Here is a 21103-nt window from a genome sequence, read left to right as displayed (position 1 = left end):
TGAGGATGTCTAAAATAAAGTTATTATCTCTACTGCTGCTGCCTATTGCAGGATTTGCACAAGAAGAAATAACAGTTTCTGGAAACATAACTTCTTCTACAGATGGAACGCCATTAATTGGTGTTGAGATATATGTAGACGGAACAAACTATGAAACACTAACAGACGAAAATGGTCATTACGAAATAAATGTACCAAACAATTCTACATTAACAATTGATTATGATGGATTTCAAAAACAAGTAATTGCAGTTGATAAGAAATCATTAATAGATATAAAACTAAGTGAAATAGTAACAGAGCACCAAGATTTAAATGAAGTTGTTGTTGTCGGTTATACATCAGTAGCTAGAGATGAATTAACAGGTGCAGTTTCTAGTGTTAGCTCTGACCAAATTAAAGATATGGCAGTAAATTCTGCAGCTGAAGCAATACAAGGACGCTTAGCTGGTGTGCAAGTTTCTGTCTCTGAAGGTGCTCCTGGATCTGACGTAAGTATTAGAGTTCGTGGAGGTACTTCTATAACTCAAGATAACAGCCCTTTATACATTGTAGATGGAATACAAGTAGAAAATGCTTTATCTATATTATCACCACAAGAAATTGCTACAATTGATGTTCTTAAGGATGCAGCTTCTACAGCAATCTATGGTGCTAGAGGTGCAAATGGAGTAATTTTAATTACAACGAAGAATGGTTTTGATTTACCAACAAAAGTTACTTATACTAATTATACTGGTTTCAGAGAAATTCAAAATAAATTAGATGTAATGTCTCCTTATGAATTTGTTCGAAATCAATATGAACTTTATGCTCTAGGTGATGAACAATCATTAAATACTTTCAGAAATAGATATGGAGAATTTAAGGATATGGATATCTATAAAAGTATGAAAGCTAAAGATTGGCAAAAAGAAGTTTTTGGCCGTAAAGCTTTTTCTCAAAATCATAATATAGCAGTTGTAGGAGGTAACAAAACAACTGATTATAGTCTTAATTTAAATTACTTAAATGAAGATGGAATTATGATTAATTCTGGTTATAAAAGACATCTTGCTAATTTTAAAATGAATAATAAAGTTAGCGACAAAGTTAAAATTGGAGTAAACTTTAGATATAGCAAAGATGTTATAAATGGTGCTGGAACCTCTGATACAGGTTCAAATAGTAATAATAAATTAAGAAATACTGTTAGATATCAACCTTTCGTAGGTTCAGGAAATGAGTCATTTGTTGATTTCTTTGATCCTGATTATTTTGCTCAAACAAATTTAACTAGCCCTGTTTTATTAGCAAATAATGAAGTAAGAGAAGATGAAAGACAAAATATTTTAATGAATGGTTATTTTGAATGGCAAATTATAAAAGGACTTACATTCAAAACTGTTTTAGGCTATGTACAAACAGACCGTCAAGATAATTATTTTTATGGTAATATTACAAATGTAGCTAGAGCAAACGCAAATTTACCTGTTGTAGATATGCGTGGAACAAGAAGTAAAAGAATATCTAATACTAACACTTTACAATATACTCCAAAGCTAGGAACTCTTCACAAACTAAATGTAATGGTTGGTCAAGAAATCATAAAAACAGATGGAGATACAGATAGAGCTTATATTAAATGGCTTCCTAAAAATATTAGTGCAGGACAAGCTTTTGCTAATGTACAAAGCGCTGTTCCTCCAACAGGAATGGTTCAAGATCCTGTAACCACAGCAATAAATGCAGATCGTTTAGCTTCATTTTTTGGACAAGCAAACTATGCATATGATAAAAAATATATGTTAACCTTAACATTACGTGCTGATGGTTCTAGTGTTTTTGCAAAAGATAACCAATGGGGGTACTTTCCTTCAGCTTCTGTAGCTTGGAATATGAGTAGAGAAAATTTTTTAAAAGACTCATCATGGATTAATGAATTAAAACTACGTTTAAGCTATGGTACATCAGGAAATAACAGAATAGAACCATTTTTATATACAACTTTCTACAACAGTTCTAATAACAATGGGTATTCTTTTGATAATACAGTTGTTCCTGGATTAGCTCCAAATGAACGTTTAGCAAATGAAAACACTAAATGGGAAAGAACTATTTCTAAAAATATTGGTTTAGATTATAGTTTATTTAACAAAAGAGTTTATGGTTCTATCGATGCTTATATAACTAATACAAAAGATTTATTATTACTTGCAAAAGTTCCACAAACTGGTGGATATGAATATCAATATCAAAATTCTGGAGAAACTGAAAATAAAGGAATCGAATTTACCCTAGGAGCAGATATCATTAAAACAAATAATTTTAAATGGACTGCAAATTTAAATATTTCTCATAATAAAAATATTATTAAATCATTAGGCAAAGATGTATCTGGTAGTGGTTTAGAATATTATTATCAATCTTCTGGTTGGGTAAATAGTTTACAAGATTTTAAAGTTGAAGTTGGAAAACCTATTGGACAGTTTTATGGTTATGTAACTGATGGATGGTATAAAGTAGACGATTTTGATTATAATCCTGCAAATCAACAATACACACTAAAACCAGGTATAGCAAGTAGCTCTGCTGCTGCTTTAGGTTCAAAAGCTCCAAAACCTGGTGATTTAAAACTTAAAGATTTAAATGGAGATGGTGTAATCGATGACAATGATAAAAAAGTTTTAGGAAACTCTCAACCAAAATTCTATGGAGGATTTAATCAACAGTTTTCATACAAAAATTTTGATTTAAGTTTATTCTTTACATTTTCTGTAGGTAATAAAGTTTATAATGCAAATAAAATGGAGTTTACAACTCACTTTCAGTATAAAGACAATAATATGCTAAAAGACGTTGCTGGTGCATGGAGAAATTTTGATAACAATGGAAATAGGGTAACAGATCCTACACAATTAGCTGCAATGAACGAAAATGCTACATTTTGGTCTCCATCAACTGGTAATTACATACTTCATTCATATGCAATAGAAGATGGGTCTTATTTAAGATTAAGCAATTTAACTTTTGGTTATTCTTTACCAGAAGAAATGCTAGCTAAAACTAAATTCATAAGTAAATTTAGAGTTTATGCAACTGTAAATAACTTATTTACAATTACTGGATATTCAGGGTATGATCCTGAAGCAAATACAAGAAGAACAAGTCCTCTTACTCCTGGAGTAGATTATGCAGCTTATCCTAGAAGTAGATTTTTCTTAGCGGGAATTAATGTTACTTTCTAATCTTTCAAATTATTAAACAATGAAAACAAAACAATACATAAAAATATTAGGAGTAAGTTTAGTTTTATTAACTTCTTATTCTTGTAGTGATTACTTAGATGTAGAAAGCCCTTCTAATATTTCTGAAACTGAAGCTTTCAGTGATATAGATTATACTTATTCTGCATTAATTGGTGTATACAATCAATTAGGTGGAGATAATGGATATGGAAACCGAATTTCTACAATTATTGGACAGGCCGCAGACGATTTCAAAACTTCTGGTGATTATAGTTGTAATGATAGACGTGGAATAAGTATGTATGCTGCTTGTGCTACTAATAGTGAGTTAGACAGACCTTTTCGTCAATTATATACAGGTATTGAACGTGCTAACCTAATGATTTTTCACATACCTAAATCTGCTGTTTACTCTACAGGTTCTGAAAGCGATAAAGCATTAATGGATCGCTACTATGGTGAAGCACTTACTTTACGTGCTCAGTTTTATTATGAATTAATAAGAAATTGGGGAGATGTCCCATTTCAAGATAAACCTGCTTCTCAATACGAACATATTTTTTTACCTAAAACAGATCGTGATGAAATTTATGAAGTATTATTAAATGATCTTGAAAAAGCTTCTCAATTAATTCCTTGGAGAGCTGAATCTGGTGATCCTACTACAAGAATAACAAAAGGTTTTGTAAAAGGTTTAAGAGCTAGAATTGCTTTAGCAAGAGCTGGTTATTCTTTACGAAGAAACCCTATACAAATGACAAAAGGAGAAAATCCTAACAAATACTATCAAATTGCAAGAGATGAAACTTATGACATTATGCAACAACGTGGTAGTCATAACCTAAATCCTAACTATGAAGATGTATTCAGATCAATTCACGAAGGTAGAATGGATAATACAAATGAAATGATTTTTCAAATAGGTGCTTTTGGTGGAAATTCTAGAACAGATAGTAAACTAGGTTATTACAATGGTCTTCGTCATAATGCAGCTTCTAAATGGAATGGTGGCGGAGGGCTTACAGCTTTACCTACTTATTTTTATGAGTTCGACAAATATGATCAACGTAGAGATGTTACTATCAATGCTTTTGAAATTAATGCTGATGACAAATCTCAAGTTGTAAAAATTGATGGTCTTACTGATGGAAAATTTAGAAAATCATGGACTAAAGTTACTGGACCTTCTCAAAATCTAGGAATCAATTGGCCTATCATGCGTTTTGCTGATGTTTTATTAATGTATGCAGAAGCAGAAAATGAGTTAAATGCTGGTCCAACATCTGGAGCTATAGAAGCTTTAAAAGAAGTTAGAATGCGAGCATTTAATAAAAATTCAAACGAAATGCCTGAAGTAAAAGCAAATGGATATCAATCATTTTTTGAAGAAATTGTTCATGAACGTTTACTTGAATTTGGAGGTGAATCAATTAGAAAATATGATTTAATTCGTTGGAATCTTCTTGATAACGTTGTTAATCAAACAAGACAAAAATTACAAAATTTATTAGATGGAACAGGAGATTATGCTAGTGTTCCAAAATATATTTATTATAAAATAGGAAATTATGATCCATCTGTAAGTGCACAACAAACAGTTCTTAATCTAGATACATACTTTGTTGGTACAGAAAAAAGTGATGTATTTTACACGCCTTCTGTAACCTCTACCCCATCAGGTTATACTAGAGTAAACTGGCAAGCTGCTATGGTAAAAACTATGATTAATGACGAAAGAAAAGGTTGGATGCAATATTACAGAGCAAATCACTCAGAATTATTACCAATTTTCTTAGATATAATTAATACTAATTACAACTTAACTCAAGATTACGGATATTAAATTCTTAAACAATGAAAACATCTATTTATCAATTATATATTATAGGAGCTCTTATTTGTACAGGAGCAGCAGTATCCTCTTGCAGTGATGATGATTTGAAATCAGAATCTACTGATCCCATGAGAATGTTTACACCATTTTCATTTACTACAGTAAATTCAGAGAGTGATTCTAAGATAACATGGAAACCATCTTTGTATACTAATGATGAAGATAAAATTACATATACAGCTGAAGTTTCTTCTGATTCCTTATTTACAAATCCTAGTGAAGTTTTAATGTCTAAAATTACAGATTCTGCAGGTATTGCCTTTACTGATCAAGAAGTACCTGTTCGTAAAAATTTATTTGTTCGTGTTAAAACAAATTCAATAGATAATAGACCTGAATCTTATTGGTCTCAAAGTAATAGAATTAGAATTATTGGTATTCAAATTTTACATCCTATATATGAACCAAATGTTTTAGAATCAGAAATTACTCTTAGTTGGGATGTAACTGATGGTGTAACAAAATTAGTTTTTCAGCCTTATACACAAGTATCAGGACAAGATCCCGTATATATTGGTGAAGCTATTACATCAGAAATATCATCTTCCGAAGCAACAACTGGATCTAAAACTGTAAAAGGATTAAAACCAAATACAAAATACAGTGTTGAAATTTATAAAGGAAATGCTAGCATAGGTTTACAAAGTTTTACAACAAAAACATCTACAGATTATTCATTAATAGCAAATCCAGGTGATGATTTAGTAGCATTAGTAAATAACGCAAAAGATGGTGATATTATTGGTCTTAATGCTGGTAATTATGATACAGGAAATAATTTAATTAAAATAGATGGTAAAAAAGTATCATTGATTGGTTTATCATCAGATCCTTCTGCTACAAAAGTATTTTTCAAAGAATTTACATTAAATGATACAGGAGCTGGATTACAATTAAAAAATTTAGAACTAGATGGCTCTACTAATAATGCAGCATATTTAATCAATTTGACAAGTAGCAATAACAATGGAGCAAAAGCCAATTTCGAAAATGTTTTAATTGAAAATTGTCTTGTTCATAATGTTTCTACTGGTGCATTCAGAGCTAACAGAGGTCTTAATAGTGGATTTGTAATGGATAAATTTGAAATTAAATATTCTATCTTCAAAAATTTCCCTGCTTCATCATACGGGTTTTTACATTTAGATAAATTAGTATTTAATCAAGTTAATCTAGAAAATTCTACATTTTCTCAGGTAGGTGATTTATTTATACGTTACAGAGAAAGCATTACAACTCCATCAACAAATGCTACAATATCTATCAATAATTGTACAATCAATAGTTTTGGTCAAAGTTCTGTTTATCCATTATTAGACAACAATAATGTTGCAATAAAATTCAATTTTACAAATAATATTTTAGCTAATTCTCCTCGATCAGGAGGAAGTTTCAGTAATAGTAATTTAATTCGCCTTGCTTCATCAAGTACAGCTGTTTTTTCTTATAATAATTTTTACAATTTAACGAACGGAAAATCATCTACGGATTTACTAAAACTAACTCTTCCTACACAAAATGTGACGAATACAAATAATTTGGAAGAAACATTATCGTGGACTCATACAACATTAGATTTTCAATTACCAACAAATTCTCCATTAAGAACAGCATCTAGTTCTGGTTCTGTAATAGGAGATCCGAGATGGTTATAATAACATATTGAAAAATGAAAACATTTTTTATAACATTAACAATATTTTTTCTCAATGTGTATTCATTCGGTCAGAATATACCTGCTTTTCCTTCTGCGGAAGGATTTGGTAGGTATTCTTCTGGCGGAAGAGGAGGAGAAATATATATAGTAACTAATCTTAATGACTCTGGAGAAGGAAGTTTAAGAAAAGGCATTACAAAAAAAGAAAGTCGAACAATTGTTTTTGCAATTTCTGGTACTATCTTTCTAAAATCTCCTCTAGATATTAATCATGGTAATCTGACTATTCTTGGGCAAACAGCACCAGGTGATGGAATAACTGTAGCTAATTATCCTGTTACACTAAAATCAAATAATATAATTCTTCGCTACTTAAGATTCCGATTAGGTGATTTAGTAAAAGTAGAAGGAGATGCATTGGGCGGACGAAACATAGAAAATATTATGATTGATCATTGTTCCATGAGTTGGGCAACAGATGAAAATATGTCGTTTTATCGAGTAAAAAATTTAACTGTACAATGGTCTATTATAGCTGAAGCATTAAATAAGTCTGTTCATCAGAAAGGTGCTCATGGTTATGGAGGAATTTGGGGAGGAGAACCTGCTTCTTTTCATCATAATTTAATCATGAGTAATAATAGCAGAAATCCAAGATTTAGTGGTTCAGAATCTACAGTAAATCCTGAAGATGAAATGGTGGATTTCAGAAATAATGTTATTTTTAATTGGGGAGATAATAATATTTATGGAGGTGAAAAAGGTAAATATAATATCATCAACAACTATTTTAAATCAGGAACAATTTCTAAACATAAAGATCGTATTATTAATCCTTCTATTCCTTATGGACAATTCTATGTAAATGGGAACTTTATTGAAGGTTATCCTAAAATAACTACAAATAATTGGGACGGAGGTGTACAAACAGAAAATCCACTATTAGCAAAGGCAAAAGAAGAATTTGGAAAAAATGAAATTAAAACACATACAGCACAAGAAACATTACAATTAGTAACTAAATATGCTGGAGCGAGTTTAAAACGAGATGAAGTTGATAATAGATTGATTAATTATCTTACAAATGGTTATCCTAAAAACATTTCTGGAATTATAAATTCACAAAATGAAGTTGGAGGATTTCCTATACTAAATAGTAAAATTACTAATATTGATTCTGATAAAGATGGATTACCTGATGATTGGGAAAAAGCTAATAATTTAAAAATTGGTATCAAAAATGGATCTAATTTCGATTTATCATCGCAATATTCAAATATAGAAGTTTATGCAGAATCCATTTTAGATCAAATTAATCAAGGTAAGGCTAATAGAAATGATTATGACTTTACTGTTGCAAAAGATGGCACAGGAGACTTTTTAACTATACAAGATTTAGTATTACAATTACCAGATTACAGTAAAACACCTATTAAAGTATTCATAAAAAATGGAATTTATAAAGAAAAAATTATTCTTCCTACATCCAAAACAAACATAACTTTTATAGGTGAAGATAAAACAAAAACTATTCTAACTTATGATGATTATGCTTCAAAATTAAATAATGTAGGACAAGAAATAGGAACATCTGGTTCTGCATCATTCTTTATATTTGGAGATAATTTTACCGCAGAAAATATCACATTTCAAAATACTGCTGGACGTGTTGGACAAGCTGTTGCTATAAGAACTGAGGCTGATAAAATAAAATTTATAAATTGTAATTTTATTGGAGATCAAGATACAGTTTACTTAGTAAAACCTGGATCTAGACAATATTTCTACAATTGTTATATAGAAGGTACAGTAGATTATATCTTTGGTGCAGCAACTGCATATTTTGATAACTGTGAACTTCATAATAAAGGCAAAGGATATGTTACTGCAGCTTCTACAACAGAAGAAATACCTTATGGATATATTTTTTATCAATGTAAAATTACTGGAGAAGATGCTAATTCTCATTATTTAGGTCGACCATGGAGACCTTATGCTAAGGTTATATTTATTAATACAACAATGGATGAATCTATTACTCATGATGGTTGGAATAATTGGGGAAAAACATCTAATGAATCTACAACATATTTTGCTGAATATAATTCAACAGGTAAAGGTGCTTCAAAAAATCGTATCAATTGGAGTAAACAACTCAATGAAAAAGATATAGAATATTACTCAAAAGATAAAGTTCTAGGAGATTGGAAATTTTAATAAAAAAATGATATAAAATATGTAAACGTCATCTAAAAAAATCAAAACAAAAAACACAAAAAAACACATTATTATGAGGAAGTCAAAAATTAAATTGCTTGCACTCCTACTTCTTCCTATGGCTGCTTTCGCCCAAGAAAACAAAACCATTTCTGGGATTATAAAATCAAATGAAGATGGAACGCCATTAGTTGGAGTAGAAATTTACGTAGATGGCACATCCTACGAAACGTTTACAGATGAAAATGGTTTTTATGAGCTTAGTGTTCCTGAAAACTCAATTTTAACTATAAACTTTGATGGATTTCAACCAATGCAAATCCCAATAGAAAGCACAGAAAATTTTAATCTTACACTAATTCCAGTCGATGATAATTTAGCATTAGAAAATGAAAATAAATCATTAGACGAAGTTGTTGTAATAGGTTATGGAAAAGCTAAAAAATCTGATTTAACTGGTTCAGTTGGTGTAATCGATGCCACTAAACTGACAGAAAGAAATATGACTAATCCAATGGAGGCTATGCAAGGTAATGTTCCTGGTGTACAAATTAGTACTTCAACTGGACGAATTGGAGATGGTTTTGATATTATTATTCGTGGTCAAAATTCAATGAACGAATCCTCTAAGCCTTTATTTGTTGTAGATGGAGTTCCAACAACTGATATTGATTTCTTAAATCCTCAAGATATTGCTAGAATAGATATCCTAAAAGATGCATCTTCAACAGCTATCTATGGATCTAGAGGTTCTAATGGTGTTGTAATAGTAACAACAAAAAATGGGTCTTCTGCGAAAGGGAAATTTACTGTTTCCTATGAAACATATTATGGTGTAAAAGCTGTAGCACGTTTACCTAAAATGATGGATCCTCAAAAATGGTGGGATTATCATCAATCTGCTTATTTAGCAACAGCAAGTAAAGATCCTGTTACAGGACAAGTTAGTGCTCAAACATTAAGTAATGCTGTTTTAGGTACTAGAAATAGTGAATTTCTTAGGCGAGTAAATAACAACGAATCTTTTGATTGGTACGATGCTGTCCTTCGTTCTGGAGTTACTCAGAATAATTATATTAATATGTCTGGGCGATCAGAAAATGGTATTGGTTATAATATTGGTCTTGGAGTTCAAAAAGAAAAAGGAAATTTACAAAAAGAAGCTCTAGATAAATACAATATCAATGTTGGTGTTGATCATAAAATAAACGAGAAATTTTCTACTGGAATAACTGTAAATTTTGCATTAACGGAACAACAAGATGGTTCTGATATAGCAATGCAAGAAGCATTTAGATTAAATCCTTTTTTAAATCCTTACGAATTTCAAAGCAAAACAAAATTAACGCCATTACCTGGTAAATTAACAAATCAACAAGGTGCTTTTGTTATAGATAAAACATCTACATATAATCCAATCTTAGAGATTAATAATACAACAAATGAAACAAGAAGATGGAATGGTATCGGAAATTTTTTCTTTGAATATCGTCCTTTAGATTGGCTTTCATTAAAAACTACATTTTCTGCAAACTATGACTCTAGAAGAAAAGGTGAAGCTTGGGGTGCATTAACTTCTGTAGGTGCAAACAACAACAATCTACCTTCAGCAGAAATTAATAGAACAGAGCACTTTAACTACACATGGGATAACCAAATCAATGCACATTTTAAAGTGAATGAAATACATGATTTTAATATCTTGGCATTACAAAGTATTTATTCAAGTAGAACAGAAACATCTTTACAAAGTGCTAGAAATATACCTTTCGAAACTGGTTATCATAACATAGGTTCTGGTTCGCAAAATTCTTTCAATATAGCATCAAACTATATTAAACAAACATTAAGTTCTTTTGCTTTAAGAGTTAATTACTCATTATTAGACAAGTATCTTGTTACTGCTTCTATTCGTACAGACGGTTCTTCTCTTTTGTCTGAAGGAAATAAATGGGAATACTTTCCGTCAGCTGCTGTTGCATGGAAAATTAACAATGAAGAATTCTTGAAAGGTAGCTCTACTGTATCTGAATTAAAATTGAGAGCAAGCTGGGGTCATACAGGGAATAATATTATAGAACCATATTCAACAACTAACTTATTAACAGAGCAACTTTATTATGATTATAACGGAACAATAGCTAATGGTTGGTTACCTGGAAAAATAGCAAACCCTAATTTGACTTGGGAAAAAACAAGAGAATTTAATCTTGGTTTAGATTTTGGTTTTTTTAGAAATAGAATTAGTGGATCTATTGATGTATATGATAAATTGTCTGATGATTTATTAATGGCTCAACAATTACCTTATGAAACAGGATGGTCATACATCAATGGTAATATTGGATCGGTTAGTAATAAGGGGATTGAAATTGCTTTAACAACTAAAAATATACAAACTCCAAAAGTAAGTTGGGAAACAACATTTACATTCACTAAGAATGTAAACAAAATAAAATCTATTTATGGTCAAAGTGAAGTAGATGATATAGGTAATAATTTATTTATTGGTAAATCAATCAACTCATATTATAATTATGTTTTTGATGGTGTTTGGCAACCAGATCAGGAAGAAGAAGCAAAACGATATGGCCAAACTGTTGGACAAGCCAAAGTAAAGGATTTGAATGGTGATGGTAAAATTACTGGAGAAGATAGAACTATTTTAGGAAATTCTGATCCTGATTGGTCAGGAAGTATATTTACGACATTAAAAGTTGGGCAATTTGATCTTTCTGCATCCGTAATTATTGTTCAAGGTGTATTAGCATATTCTCCTTTCCATGAAAATTTCACAAATGTTTATGATCGAGGCCGTTCAAAATTAAATATGGATTGGTTTATCCCAGAAAACAATGCTGGAATAGCTGCTCAATATTCAAATTCAGCTCCACAACCTTTAAATGAAGGTACATATTGGAGAGACAATAAAGTTGGTTATTACAGAGATGCTTCATTTGTAAAAATCAAAAATATTGCATTAGGTTATACTTTCAAAAAAGAAACACTTTCTAGTATTGGTGCAATAAATTCTTTACGAGTATATGCGAATGTTATCAATCCTTTTGTGATTACAAATTATAATGGATATGATCCTGAATGGGCTACTGCTTCATTAGGTGTTGGTCGTGTTAGTTCTATAACCTACCAATTAGGATTAAGTTTAAAATTTTAACAAGTTTATTATGAAAAAAATAATTATATTATTACTTGCTCTTAGTACTACATATTCTTGTAATGATTATTTAGAAGAAGAAAATCTTTCCAATGCTGTTGCTGAAGAATTTTACACAACAGCCGATGGATTTGCCTCATTAGTTAATGCTAATTATGCTCAGTTAAAAAATATTTATGGTAAAGATCCATGGTTATTTGTAGCTGGAACGGATTTGTATGCACGAGGAAGAACTGCTGAACCTCCTGGATTAAGTGAGTATACTAATTTAAATGGTTTTTCTGACGGTGTAGATCATTTATATAAAACATGTTATGCTGCAATACAGACCATTAATATGGGCATGTATTATGCTGATAAAACTGCACAAACAAATGTATTACAACGACAAATCGGAGAATTAAAATTTTTAAGAGCTAATTCTTATTTTTTATTAGTTCAAACTTATGGTGATGTAAGTTTAGTAACAGATTATATCAATACTCCTCAGCTTAGTTTTAGTAGAACTCCTGCTGAAGACGTTTATAAATTTATTATACAAGAATTAGAAAGTGCATTGCCTTTAGTTGATAATTCAATATATAATGGTCGTGTGAATGCTAGAGCTGTTAAAAATTTATTAGCTCAAGTATACTTAACAAAAGGATATGAGACATTTGGAACAAGTGATGATTTTCGATTAGCTGCTCAATATGCTGATGATGCAATTGGAGGGCAGAGTTTATCTCTTACTTTCGAAGATTTTTGGAGACCTAAAAATGAAATAAACTCAGAAGTAATTTTCTCTGTTCAATATAGTTCAGAATCTGCTGCCACATCTCCTCTTACACTTGGGCATCCTCAAGGAAGTTATTTTGGTCCTTACCAAGGTGGAAGCGAGGTAGCTGGTGATGCACCGTATAGAACATATAGCTTATGCCCTACTCAATTTGCTATAGATTTATATACTGAAGATGATACAAGATGGAAATCTACTTTTATGACAGAAGTTTATGAACGTTATTTTGATTATTTTGACAAAACAGATCACAATGAATTAATTGTTGCACACTATTATGAACCAAAATGGTATGCAGGAAATACAACTTATAAGACGCAATACATTACTAATCATCCAAATGTAGAATATCATGAATATGGATCATATGCAGCTGAAAACAATCCAAATTTTGATTATCAAACCATTCCTGTAAAGAAATTTGATGATCCTTCTGCTCAATTTGGAAAAAATTCTAACACAAGAGATATTATTTTAGCTCATTTATCTGATACTTATTTAATTGCCGCTGAAGCTTATTTAAAATCAGGAAACACTTCAAAAGGATTAGAACGTATCAATGAAGTTCGTCGTAGAGCAGGTGTAAGTAATATTACCTCTAGTCAACTTGATATCGATTTTATTTTAGATGAAAGAGCAAGAGAAATGCTTGGAGAATATAATCGTTGGTTTGACTTAAAGAGAACAGGAAAACTTGTAGAAAGAGCTTCAAAATATAACTTTCTGATTCAACAATCGAATTTTATTGGAAACAATGGAAATTTAAAAATTTTAAGACCTATTCCTCAATCAGCTATTGATCTTAATAAAAACCCAGATTTCAAACAAAATCCAGCCTATTAACATATAATTTTCACTTATTTTCATTTTCCTAAGGTGTCCTTGTAAAAGAGGACATCTTTTAAAAAACTTTTAAAAACCATAAAAAATATTATAATCATGAAAAATTTTAAATATTCAATTCTATTTGCCTCAATTGCTATTTTTTCTTGCAGTAAACAAAATCAATCTACAATTGATGGACAAAAAGGTCTAACATATGCCGAAATATCTGTTAAAGAAGGTGGTGAATGGGTAGATGGAAAAAGAGGACACAAAGAATATGTAGGAGGTACTTTTAAAAATGTACAAGAATTAACTTTAGATCCGCAACATACAGATCATTCTTTTGACATTCGTTATGAAGGTCCTGGATGGGAAAATCAAAACGTTGCATTTCGTTTATATTTAGACTGGAGAAATGCTGTAGATATCTATGGTAAAAAAGTGAAAAATTCAGTTTTAAAAGAAGTTGGGCAAGATGGATTTGATTCTTATCATAACCCTCAACCATGGGGACAAGATATATTAAAATCTGGAAAAGCTTTAGGAATTGGTGGTTTTGGTCGTTTAGTGAATGGAACAGTTGCTCATTTCAATGATGTAAAAGACACACATGTCAAAGTAAATAATGGAAAAAAATCTTCTGGATATGAAATTAATTATACTGAATGGAAAACTGAAAATCACACTACTGATATAAAAGCTAATGTGTCTATATTTCCTTATGATCGTTTCTCTAAATTTGAACTAAAAACATCTGTCAATACAAATGGATTATGTACAGGAATCGTTAAATTTAAAGAAATCCCTTTACAACAAAAGAAAAGTGAAGATGGATCTTGGGGCTATATAGCAACTTATGGTGCACAAACATTAGTAAGTAAAACAGATTTACTTGGTATGGCTATTTTCTATAAAACTTCTGAAGTAGAAAATATTGTTGATGGACAGCATGATCATTTAATAGTTTTTAAACCGACAACAAAAGGTATCTCATATTATATTTTAGCAGCATGGGAACAAGAACCTAATGGTATAAAAAATGAAAAAGAATTTTACAATGACTTAAATGTAAAATTAACTCAATTACAAAAAAATAATCGTTTATAATAGCCATATACATGAAGTCAATTATTTCTTATACAATTAATACACTAGCCTTATTCATAGGAATATCGTGTTCTAGCCAAACAAAAAATAGTACAGAAATTTTAGTAAATCCCAAATTAAAATGGTCTGAGAGAATGGCTATTTCAGAAACTATTCGTTTTCCGGATCCTACTCTCCTAGATTTTCAAAAGAAACCTCGCTGGAGTTATACAAATGGTGTTGTTTTAGACGCAATGTATAAAGTTTATGAACAAACAAATAATCAAAACATCTATAATTATATCTATGATTTTGCAAATAGAATGATTGATAAAGATGGTGTTATACAAACTTATAAATTCAAAAATTATAATTTGGACATGATTAGAACTGGTGACGTAACTATTGATTTATATGAAAAAACAAAAGAAAATCGTTTTAAAATAGCAATTGATACTTTAGACAAACAATTAGCAGAACAACCAACAACCTCAGAAGGTGGTTATTGGCATAAACAAATTTATCCTTATCAAATTTGGTTAGATGGAGCTTATATGGCTGAACCATTTCATGCAAAATATGCAGCAATATTCGAAACTGATAATAAAGCTAAAAAATCATTTGATAAAATAGTTTTACAATTTGATTTAATTGAAAAGTATAATCGTGATTCAAAAACTGGATTGTACTATCATGGTTGGGACGAGAGTAAAGAACAAGCTTGGGCTAATAAAGAAACCGGCTTATCTCAACATTTTTGGTCTCGTGCTATGGGATGGTATGGAATGGCAATAGTAGATGTACTAGATTATTTACCTAATGAACATCCTGGTCGTCAAAAATTGATTAATTACCTAAATAATTATGCAGAAGCAATTGTAAAAGTTCAAGATAAATCTGGTACTTGGTATCAAGTATTAGATTTAGGAGATAAAAAAGGAAATTACCTAGAAGCCACAGGTTCTTCTATGTTTGTTTATACACTTGCAAAAGGTGTAAATAAAGGTTATTTACCTAAAAAATACTTAAAAAATGCTAAAAAAGGATACGAAGGAATTCTTAAAGAATTTATCAAAGTTGATAAAAATGGTATTGTAAACTTAGAAAAATGTTGCTCTGTTGCTGGTTTAGGAGGTAATCCATACCGAGATGGTTCCTTCGATTATTATGTCAATGAACCTATACGTGCAAATGATCCTAAAGGAACTGGACCTTTTATAAAAGCATCTTTAGAATTAAATCGATAAACATGAAAAAAATATTTTTTATAATATCATCATTTTTATTAACCTTTCAAGTATCTAAAGCCCAAACTTGGATAGCCGATTTAGGAAATGGAACATATAGAAATCCTATTCTATATGCAGATTATTCAGATCCTGATGCCATTCGAGTTGGAAGTGATTTTTTTATGACTGCTTCCAGCTTCAATGAAGCTCCAGGTTTACCAATACTCCATTCAAATGACATGGTAAATTGGAAGCTAGTAAACTATGCATTACCAGAAGTTTTTCCAAAAAATCATTTTTCTACTGTAAAACGTGGCGATGGTGTTTGGGCTCCAAGCATTCGCTTTCATAACAATGAATATTATATTTATTGGGGTGATCCCGATTTTGGAATTTACATGGTAAAAACTAAAGATCCCTTTGGAAAATGGGATGATCCTATTTTGGTTGAAGAAGGGAAAGGATTGATTGATGCTTGTCCATTTTGGGACGATAATGGAGATGCATATATTGTTCATGGTTGGGCAGGTAGTAGAGCTGGTGTAAAAAGTTTATTAACAATAAAAAAAATGACTCCTGATGGAACAAAAGTCATTGACAAAGGTACTCACATTTTTGATGGACACGAGCATCACCCTACTGTAGAAGGACCTAAAGTATATAAAAGAAATGGATATTATTACATTTTTGCTCCTGCTGGTGGCGTAGCAACTGGTTGGCAGTTAGTTTTAAGGTCAAAAAATATTTACGGCCCTTACGATGAAAAAATAGTACTAGAACAAGGAAAAACACCAATCAATGGACCTCATCAAGGTGCATGGGTAGACAGTGGAACAGGCGAAGATTGGTTTTATCATTTTCAGGATGTTGATGCTGGAGGAAGAATCGTTCACTTACAACCAATGAAATGGATAAATGATTGGCCATTTATGGGTATAGACAATGATAAAAATGGTATTGGAGAACCTGTATTAACCTATAAAAAACCTACTGTTACTAAAAAGAGTCCTATTATTAATCCTCCAGAAACAGATGAATTTGATGGGAAAGATATTGGTTTACAATGGCAATGGAGTGCAAACCCCAATATAATCTGGTACAGTAAATTACAAAATCAGAATTTCTTACGTTTATTCTCTATAAAAACCCCAGAAAATTCAAATAATTTATGGAATGTACCCAATTTGTTAACTCAAAAATTTCCTTCACCTAACTTCACAGCATCTACAAAAGTTAAGTTAGTACCTGAGGATGCTAATTATGGAAAAACAGCTGGATTACTAATCATGGGAACAGATTATCAAGCTATTGTTATTACAAATAAACCAGATGGGTATTATATACAATTGATTAATGCTGAAAAAGCAGAGAAAAATAATGTAGAAAAAATATTATTTGAAACAAAACTTAAGAGTAACGAAGTATATTTACAAGTAAAGGTTATTGAGCCAAATGGTATTTGCCAATTTAGTTATAGTGAAAATGGAAAAAAATATACAGATATAGGTTCTACATTTCAAGCCAAACCAGGGAAATGGATTGGAGCTAAAGTTGGATTATATAGTATTAGTTCCAAAGAAACTAAACGTGGAGGTTATGCAGATTTTGATTATTTCAGAATGACTAATAACAAATAAAAATGAAAAATAAATTCAACATATCAAGTCTATTACTACTTTTTGTTAGTTTCATTGCCTTAGCACAAAACAAACAAAACAATAATGTTTCTATCTATTTAATAGGAGATTCTACAGTAGCAGATTACACTGGAGATTATGATCCTGGAAAAGATTATATGAAATCTCGCTATCCTATTGCTGGCTGGGGTCAAGAATTTCAACCATTTTTTGTAAAAGATAGTTTAAATGATATCAAATCACTAAAAAATAAACAAGTCTCTATAAAAGATAAAGCCAAAGGAGGAAGAAGTACACGTACTTTTTTTCAAGAAGGGAGATGGCGAGAAGTCTATGATAATCTAACGCCAAATGATTATGTATTAATTCAATTTGGTCATAATGATAGTGCAGAAAACAAACAAGAACGTTATGTAAATATAGAAGGTTACAAAGAATTCTTACGTTTATATGTTTCACAAACAAGACTAAAGGGAGCATTTCCTATTATTTTGAGTCCTGTGGCAAGAAACTATCCTTGGAAAAATGGAAAATTAGAAAATGTTCATGGGGAATATCCAAAAGCTGCAGAAGAAGTAGCAAAAGAAATGAATGTTCCATTTTTAGATCTAAATACAATATCGATGAATTTTTTCTCAAAAAAAGGAGAAAAATACGTTACAGACATTTACTTTATGAATTTTGGAGCTAACAAATATGTTGCTTATCCAAATGGACAAAAAGATAATACACATTTTCAAATTGAAGGTGCAAAAGCAGTTGCTGCTTTAGTTTTTACAGAATTAAAAAAAATCATTAACAATACAACACATTAAAAAATGAGGAAATATTTTAAACTAATTGCCTTAGCGATAACTCTAGGATGTTCATCGCAAATGAATGCACAGGTAGATGAAAACATCTACAAAGGAATTGAATTTAATATGCCACGAGTAAAAGAAACGAGCTTCAAAAATTATTCAGTACAAATTACAGAATTTGGAGCCAAGGCTGGTGGTAAAATTAAAAATACAAATGCCATTAACAAAGCAATTTCCGAAACAAGCAACAAAGGTGGAGGTACTGTTGTTATTCCAAGAGGAATTTGGTTAACAGGACCTATTGAACTTAAAAGTAATATTAACTTACATCTGGCTGATGGAGCCTTACTTATATTTAGTAAAGACTTTAGTGATTATCCACTTACAAAAACAAGTTTCGAAGGTTTAAATACTATTCGTACTGTTTCTCCTATTTCTGCTAAAAACGCACAAAACATTGCAATTACAGGAAATGGAACTATTGATGGTAATGGTGATGCTTGGCGATATGTAAAAAAAGGTAAAATGACAGATGGGCAATGGAAAAACTTAGTTGCTTCTGGTGGTGTTTTATCTGATGACAAAAAAATATGGTTTCCTTCAGAAAGTTCAAAATTGGGTTATAAATTAAGTTCTAATTTCAATGTTCCTGATAAAATTACAGAAGCTGAATATGAAAAAGTTCATGACTTTTTACGTCCTGTAATGGTTAGTATTGTAAACTCTGATCGTGTTTTATTAGATGGACCTACATTCCAAAATTCTCCTGCATGGAATATTCATCCTCTTATGAGTTCAAATATAATTATCCGTAACTTAAATGTTCGTAATCCTTGGTATTCACAAAATGGAGATGGATTAGATTTAGAATCATGTAAAAATGTATTAATTTACAACAACACTTTTGATGTTGGTGATGATGCTATCTGTATAAAATCTGGAAAAGACAAAGATGGTAGAGACAGAGCTATGCCTACAGAAAATGTAATCATAAAAAATAATACTGTTTACCATGCTCATGGTGGTTTTGTTGTTGGTAGTGAAATGTCTAGTGGTGTTCGTAACATTCATGTATCTGGTGCTACTTTTATTGGAACAGATATTGGGTTACGTTTCAAAACAACAAGAGGTCGTGGTGGTGTTATCGAAAATATTTTTATTTCTGATGTAGAAATGATAAATATTCCTGCACAAGCAATTGGTTTTAATATGTTTTACGAAGGTAATTCTCCTATTGTAGAAGAAGACCAAAATGCTGATGATGAAAAACGTACAGAAAAAGCAATTCCTGTAACAGAAGAAACTCCTGTTATGAAAAATATATTCTTCAAAAACATCAATGTTGTTTCATCAAATGAAGCCCTTTATATCGGTGGATTAAATGAAATGAACATACAAAACATCAAAGTAGAAAATTCAACTTTTGATACTAAAAAAGCATTAAACATTATTGATGCTGATGGTGTTGAATTAAAAAATGTAAAATTTACTTATTCAGAAGGAAACGGAGCTACAATATACAATAGTAAAAATGTAGATTTAAGTAACGTAGAATTTGAAACAACAAATTCTAATCCTATTATTCAAGTTATGGGAAGTAAAACAACAAATGTTAAAGCTCCTAAAAACGTAGATAAAAAACGTATTTCTATTTCTAAAACAGCAAATAAAAATGCAATCAAATAGAATTTATTATTTTTTCATATTTTCCCTTTTTATGGTTATAGCCTTTGGTCAAGTTGAACGACCAAAGGCTTCGCCTTATACCATAGAAACTACTTATGAAAAATTAAAAAAGGAATTTCCTTTTATCAAACCCTTAAAAAAAGAATTCCCTGCTACTATTATCGCAAAAGAAAATGTTATTTATAAAACAATAGATACATTGCAATTAAAAGCAGATATTTACTCACCAAAAAATCAAAACAATAATTATCCTGCAATTATATTAATTCATGGTGGAGGATGGATTTCTGGAAGTAAAGAAAATCAGAAATACATGGCACAACAATTAGCTAAAAATGGTTTTGTTGCTATGACTATTAACTATCGTTTAGCTGACATAGCAAAATACCCAGCTCCAATAAAAGACATCGACCAAGCAATAAATTATTTAATAAACAATAAAAAAGAATATGCTATTAATCCCAAAAAAATAGCAATTCTAGGAGCTTCAGCTGGTGCTCAATTAGCTACTTTAGTTGGTGTAAAATCAAAAAAAATAAAAGCAATTATAAATGTTGATGGAATTGTATCATTTGTTCATCCAGAAGCAGAAGAAGGACAGTATGCAGCCTATTGGTTAGGAAATTGGAAAGAAAAAAATCTTTCTCTTTGGAAAGAAGCATCTCCATTAGAATATGTTAATAAACATACTCCTCCTACTCTATTTATTAATAGTTCGCAACCAAGATTTCATGCTGGTAGAGATGATATGATGAAACTTCTCAATCATTATAACATTTATACAGAAATGCACGAAATAAAAAACACTCCGCACTCTTTTTGGTTATTAGAACCTTGGTTTGATGAAACATTAGATTTTACAGTAAAATTTTTAAATAAAATCTTTAAATAA

General features: G+C 30.5%; 12 protein-coding genes. All 12 read left to right on the top strand.

Annotated features, from left to right (window positions below; genetic code table 11):
* Positions 1-5 precede the first annotated feature (5 nt).
* The 12 genes from RT575_RS13205 to RT575_RS13150 all read left to right on the top strand — a co-directional run bounded on the left by RT575_RS13205 (position 6) and on the right by RT575_RS13150 (position 21103).
* Positions 6-3227, top strand: a complete 3222-nt coding sequence (locus RT575_RS13205) for a TonB-dependent receptor (protein ID WP_313581466.1) — start codon at positions 6-8, stop codon at positions 3225-3227.
* A gap of 19 nt (positions 3228-3246) precedes the next feature.
* Positions 3247-5070, top strand: coding sequence for a RagB/SusD family nutrient uptake outer membrane protein (locus tag RT575_RS13200; RefSeq protein ID WP_313386238.1), 1824 nt, complete (start codon positions 3247-3249; stop codon positions 5068-5070).
* An 11-nt stretch (positions 5071-5081) separates the two neighbouring features.
* Positions 5082-6776 carry a DUF4957 domain-containing protein gene (locus RT575_RS13195; protein ID WP_313581464.1) on the top strand — a complete coding sequence of 565 codons (1695 nt, stop codon included), beginning with the start codon at positions 5082-5084 and terminating at the stop codon, positions 6774-6776.
* A gap of 14 nt (positions 6777-6790) precedes the next feature.
* A complete protein-coding gene (locus RT575_RS13190) occupies positions 6791-8995 on the top strand; it encodes a pectinesterase family protein (protein ID WP_313581462.1) in 2205 nt (734 codons plus the stop codon).
* Between the two features lie 73 nt (positions 8996-9068).
* Positions 9069-12170 carry a SusC/RagA family TonB-linked outer membrane protein gene (locus tag RT575_RS13185; protein WP_313581460.1) on the top strand — a complete coding sequence of 1034 codons (3102 nt, stop codon included), beginning with the start codon at positions 9069-9071 and terminating at the stop codon, positions 12168-12170.
* A 10-nt stretch (positions 12171-12180) separates the two neighbouring features.
* The gene (locus RT575_RS13180) at positions 12181-13791 is read left to right on the top strand and encodes a RagB/SusD family nutrient uptake outer membrane protein (protein WP_313581458.1); all 1611 of its coding nucleotides are present in this window, start codon (positions 12181-12183) and stop codon (positions 13789-13791) included.
* Positions 13792-13887: 96 nt separating this feature from the next.
* Positions 13888-14880 carry a DUF4861 family protein gene (locus tag RT575_RS13175; RefSeq protein WP_313581456.1) on the top strand — a complete coding sequence of 331 codons (993 nt, stop codon included), beginning with the start codon at positions 13888-13890 and terminating at the stop codon, positions 14878-14880.
* A gap of 11 nt (positions 14881-14891) precedes the next feature.
* Positions 14892-16106: a glycoside hydrolase family 88 protein gene (locus RT575_RS13170; protein WP_313581454.1), complete on the top strand. Its 1215-nt coding sequence runs from the start codon at positions 14892-14894 to the stop codon at positions 16104-16106.
* Between the two features lie 2 nt (positions 16107-16108).
* Positions 16109-17725 carry a glycoside hydrolase 43 family protein gene (locus RT575_RS13165; RefSeq protein ID WP_313581452.1) on the top strand — a complete coding sequence of 539 codons (1617 nt, stop codon included), beginning with the start codon at positions 16109-16111 and terminating at the stop codon, positions 17723-17725.
* Positions 17726-17727: 2 nt separating this feature from the next.
* Positions 17728-18540, top strand: a complete 813-nt coding sequence (locus RT575_RS13160) for a rhamnogalacturonan acetylesterase (RefSeq protein ID WP_313581450.1) — start codon at positions 17728-17730, stop codon at positions 18538-18540.
* Between the two features lie 3 nt (positions 18541-18543).
* Positions 18544-20211 (top strand): glycoside hydrolase family 28 protein, encoded by a 1668-nt coding sequence (locus RT575_RS13155; protein ID WP_313581448.1) that lies wholly within the window; start codon positions 18544-18546, stop codon positions 20209-20211.
* Complete coding sequence (locus RT575_RS13150) at positions 20198-21103, top strand: alpha/beta hydrolase (protein WP_313581446.1); 906 nt, start codon at positions 20198-20200, stop codon at positions 21101-21103. Before RT575_RS13155 ends, RT575_RS13150 begins: the two co-directional genes overlap by 14 nt.

Source organism: Chishuiella sp. (genome assembly GCF_032109125.1).
Taxonomy (GTDB): Bacteria; Bacteroidota; Bacteroidia; order Flavobacteriales; family Weeksellaceae; genus Empedobacter.
This window is presented reverse-complemented; position numbering and strand designations above follow the sequence as displayed.

Bases quoted from the DNA above. Each gene is read 5' to 3' on its own strand.
- RT575_RS13205 (WP_313581466.1), top strand. From the start codon at position 6: ATGTCTAAAATAAAGTTATTATCTCTACTGCTGCTGCCTATTGCAGGA.
- RT575_RS13200 (WP_313386238.1), top strand. From the start codon at position 3,247: ATGAAAACAAAACAATACATAAAAATATTAGGAGTAAGTTTAGTTTTA.
- RT575_RS13195 (WP_313581464.1), top strand. From the start codon at position 5,082: ATGAAAACATCTATTTATCAATTATATATTATAGGAGCTCTTATTTGT.
- RT575_RS13190 (WP_313581462.1), top strand. From the start codon at position 6,791: ATGAAAACATTTTTTATAACATTAACAATATTTTTTCTCAATGTGTAT.
- RT575_RS13185 (WP_313581460.1), top strand. From the start codon at position 9,069: ATGAGGAAGTCAAAAATTAAATTGCTTGCACTCCTACTTCTTCCTATG.
- RT575_RS13180 (WP_313581458.1), top strand. From the start codon at position 12,181: ATGAAAAAAATAATTATATTATTACTTGCTCTTAGTACTACATATTCT.
- RT575_RS13175 (WP_313581456.1), top strand. From the start codon at position 13,888: ATGAAAAATTTTAAATATTCAATTCTATTTGCCTCAATTGCTATTTTT.
- RT575_RS13170 (WP_313581454.1), top strand. From the start codon at position 14,892: ATGAAGTCAATTATTTCTTATACAATTAATACACTAGCCTTATTCATA.
- RT575_RS13165 (WP_313581452.1), top strand. From the start codon at position 16,109: ATGAAAAAAATATTTTTTATAATATCATCATTTTTATTAACCTTTCAA.
- RT575_RS13160 (WP_313581450.1), top strand. From the start codon at position 17,728: ATGAAAAATAAATTCAACATATCAAGTCTATTACTACTTTTTGTTAGT.
- RT575_RS13155 (WP_313581448.1), top strand. From the start codon at position 18,544: ATGAGGAAATATTTTAAACTAATTGCCTTAGCGATAACTCTAGGATGT.
- RT575_RS13150 (WP_313581446.1), top strand. From the start codon at position 20,198: ATGCAATCAAATAGAATTTATTATTTTTTCATATTTTCCCTTTTTATG.